The following is a 3,461-nucleotide window of genomic DNA, read 5'->3' as shown; positions in this document are numbered from 1 at the left end:
ATGCAAGCCAGAAATGGCTGGCACTTCCCAACAATACAAACAAATGCCATATCTCATAGAATCCGAATATTCCGGGAAATGGGTCGGGTTTTTTAATGGAATAAACAAGGGCTCCCACACTGTAAAACAGTCCGCCTAAGGCCAGCCAGAATAGACAGACAGGCTCAAGGATGTTAACAAGCGGATAAATGGCAATCATACACAGCCAACCCGTGACAAGATAAATCATGGTGGAAATCCACCTGGGAACATTCATGGCAAATATTTTTAATCCCATGCCGATAATTGCAATTCCCCAGACCGCACCAAAAATACTCCATCCCCATGGACCGCGCAGAGGGACAAGGCAAATGGGCGTATAAGATCCGGCAATGACCATAAAAATCATAATATGATCAATCCGTCGAAAGACAAGCAACGCTTTATCAGATATTTTCAACCCATGATAAAGAAAACTCGAAGTATACATTAAAAACAATGTGGTTCCGAAAATGGCAAAAGAAACCACATGCCATGCATCTGCCTTGATTGCAGCAAACACGACCATTAAGGTTAAGCCCGCTATGGATGCAAGGGCACCTGCCATATGGGATATGGCATTTACAGGCTCTCTAAAAACTTTTATACATGAAAACATGTTAAATATATAACTCCTATTTCATTGGATTAACATCGTTTTTTTCATTATTACATTTCTTTTACCACAACAAAAGTTATCACCAATATAATTTTAACTAATAAACTTCTTGAAAAAAAATGCTAATGTGCTAATAGTCTCAAAGGTTCTAAAGATTTAAGTAATACAAACGTATGGATAATTCTTAAAGAATTATTCTAAATTAATTAATCTTAGGTAGATGGAGGGGAGTTTCTATGAAGTTATTAAAAGTATTGGCAGTTTGCATCACCGTTCTTGCTATGTCCACATTGACCATGGCTGGAACACTTGAAGATGTTAAAGCTAAAGGATTTATTCAGGTTGGAGTCAACGGTGGCGTTTTTGGTTTTGGTAAAGCCGATGATAAAGGTGTCTGGAAAGGCCTTGATGTTGATTGTGCCAGGGCTGTTTCTGTTGCAGTATTTGGCAGTCCTGACAAATTAAAATTCACTCCTTTGACAGCTAAAACAAGATTTACAGCATTGCAGTCTGGAGAAATTGATGTTCTTTTCAGAAATTGTACACAGACTTTAAGCCGGGATACAGCTCTTGGTCTTGATTTCTGCGTGGTCAATTACTATGACGGTCAGGGATTTCTTATTCCCAAAAAACTGGGTGTGAAAAGCGCTAGAGAACTTGATGGTGCGACTGTTTGTGTTCTTCCCGGAACAACGACTGAATTGAACGTTGCTGATTATTTCAGGACAAATGGAATGAAAATGAACCCGGTTGTTATTGAAAACACAGCTGAACTTAACAAGGCTTTTTTTGCCGGCAGATGCGATTGTTTAACATCAGATGCGTCTCAGCTTGCAGCGCAGCGCGCAGTTGCTCCAAATCCTGATGATTACATGATTCTTCCTGATATAATCTCAAAGGAACCTCTGGCACCCGCGGTAAGACACGGAGATAACAAGTGGAAAGATATTGTTAATTATTCCGTACTTGCTTTAATAAATGCTGAAGAATTTGGAATTACATCTAAAAATGTAGATAAAATGCTGAAAAGTAAAAATCCAAAAATACAAAGATTTTTAGGCGTTACAAAAGGCAATGGGAAATCTCTTGGTCTTGATGAAAAATTCGCTTACAATATAATTAAAATGCTGGGTAATTATGGCGAAATTTTTGAAAGAAACATTGGTGTTAATACTCAGCTTGGTATAGAAAGAGGGCTAAATGCACTTTGGACAGATGGTGGTTTGATGTACTCTCCTCCATTTAAGTAAACCATAACAATGCATTTAATTATGGTGCAATAAAAATTGCACCATAATTATTTTTAGAGTATTTAGAACAATATAATGAATAAAACCATTAATAATAAAAATTCTGAAACCATATCCTTCTGGTATGATCCTGATAAACGATCCATAGTTTATCAGATCGGAGCGGCCTGTTTATTTGCTTTTGTTGCATGGTATCTGGTTTCAAATACAACGAGCAATCTGGAAAAGCAATCCATTGCAACAGGATTTGGATTCTTGAGTAATGAAGCCGCTTTTGAAATCGGAGAATCCTTAATTGAATACTCAGCAGCAGACAGATATGCCAGGGCCCTTTGGGTCGGTTTTTTAAATACCCTGCTGGTATCATTTATCGGCGTTGTCCTGACTGTTGTTATAGGAGCATTTATCGGGGTAGCCAGATTATCAAAAAACTGGCTGATTAATAAATGTGCCGCAGGATATATTGAACTGTTTCAGGATATACCGGTCTTATTACAACTTTTTTTCTGGTATGCCTTTTTTTATGAGATGCTGCCGTCTCCCAGAGCTGCCTTAAGTCCGTTCAATGGTTTGTTCTTGTGTAACAGAGGATTAATCTTTGGGATTCCACAAGCTCATCCTGTTTATAAATATATGGCAGTTGCTATAATAGCAGCTGTTATTGTTATTTTTTTCATAAAAAAATGGGCTAAAAAAAGACAGGATTTAACAGGTAAAGCATTTCCTGTTTTTTTTACTTCCCTAATTGTGATAATTGGATTTCCATTTGTGTGCTGGTTGTTTGGCGGAACTCCAACGGATATGAGTGTTCCTGTGTTAAAAGGATTTAACTTTAAAGGTGGGTTGACCATTAGTCCTGAATTTGCAGCGCTTCTTTTAGGGCTTGTTTTATATACGGCAGCTTTTGTGGCTGAAGTCGTAAGAGCCGGCATTCAATCAGTCAACAAAGGTCAGACTGAAGCAGCAATGGCGATTGGTTTAAAACCCGGACAACTTTTAAATCTAATCATTCTGCCCCAGGCATTAAGGGTTATTATTCCGCCATTAACAAGCCAGATGCTCAATTTAACTAAAAACAGCTCTCTTGCCGTAGCCATTGGATATCCGGATTTTGTTTCTGTTGCCGGAACAGCGATAAATCAGACAGGACAGGCAATTGAGGGCGTTATGTTAATCATGATCGTATATCTTATATTCAGTTTATCAACTTCTGCCTTTATGAACTGGTATAATAAAAAAATGGCAATAGTGGAAAGGTGATGATTGTAAAATCAAATTTCTATGGAATTAAATAAAAGAAATGAGAATAAAGTAATAGTCAAACCGCCAATATCAAGTGTTGGTATACTGGGATGGATCAGGGAGAATTTATTTTCCAGTCCTTTTAATACGATTCTAACTATTATTATTGTCAGTATCTTATGGTTTTCAATTATTCCTTTTTTAAATTGGGCGCTAATAGACAGTTGCTGGCTTCCAAATTCGAATTGTAAGGAAACAGACGGTGCCTGCTGGTCGATCATTTCAAGTAATTATAAAATTATTCTTTTTGGATTTTATCCCCAGGATATCTT

General features: G+C 37.4%; 3 protein-coding genes and 1 pseudogene. 3 read left to right on the top strand and 1 reads right to left on the bottom strand.

Features of this window, described 5'->3' with window-relative positions; genetic code table 11:
- Window positions 1-637: hemolysin III family protein (locus tag K8S13_RS16520; RefSeq protein ID WP_291464187.1), on the bottom strand; the 637-nt coding region annotated here is incomplete at its 3' end.
- Between the two features lie 236 nt (window positions 638-873).
- Here K8S13_RS16520 and K8S13_RS16515 point away from each other — a divergent pair.
- The 3 genes and pseudogenes from K8S13_RS16515 to K8S13_RS16505 all read left to right on the top strand — a co-directional run.
- Window positions 874-1,887 (top strand): amino acid ABC transporter substrate-binding protein, encoded by a 1,014-nt coding sequence (locus tag K8S13_RS16515; RefSeq protein WP_291464184.1) that lies wholly within the window; start codon window positions 874-876, stop codon window positions 1,885-1,887.
- Between the two features lie 75 nt (window positions 1,888-1,962).
- Entirely contained in the window at window positions 1,963-3,147 is a 1,185-nt protein-coding gene (locus K8S13_RS16510; RefSeq protein WP_291464182.1) for an amino acid ABC transporter permease, read from the top strand.
- 21 nt (window positions 3,148-3,168) lie between these two features.
- Window positions 3,169-3,461, top strand: a pseudogene (locus K8S13_RS16505) (hypothetical protein); the annotation flags it as partial.

This window comes from Desulfobacula sp. (assembly GCF_021107415.1).
The sequence above is the reverse complement of the archived record's forward strand: the minus strand, read 5'-3'. Positions and strand labels throughout refer to the sequence as shown.

Excerpts from the sequence above, each read along its gene's own strand:
- K8S13_RS16515 (WP_291464184.1), top strand. The coding sequence starts at position 874 with ATGAAGTTATTAAAAGTATTGGCAGTTTGCATCACCGTTCTTGCTATG.
- K8S13_RS16510 (WP_291464182.1), top strand. The coding sequence starts at position 1,963 with ATGAATAAAACCATTAATAATAAAAATTCTGAAACCATATCCTTCTGG.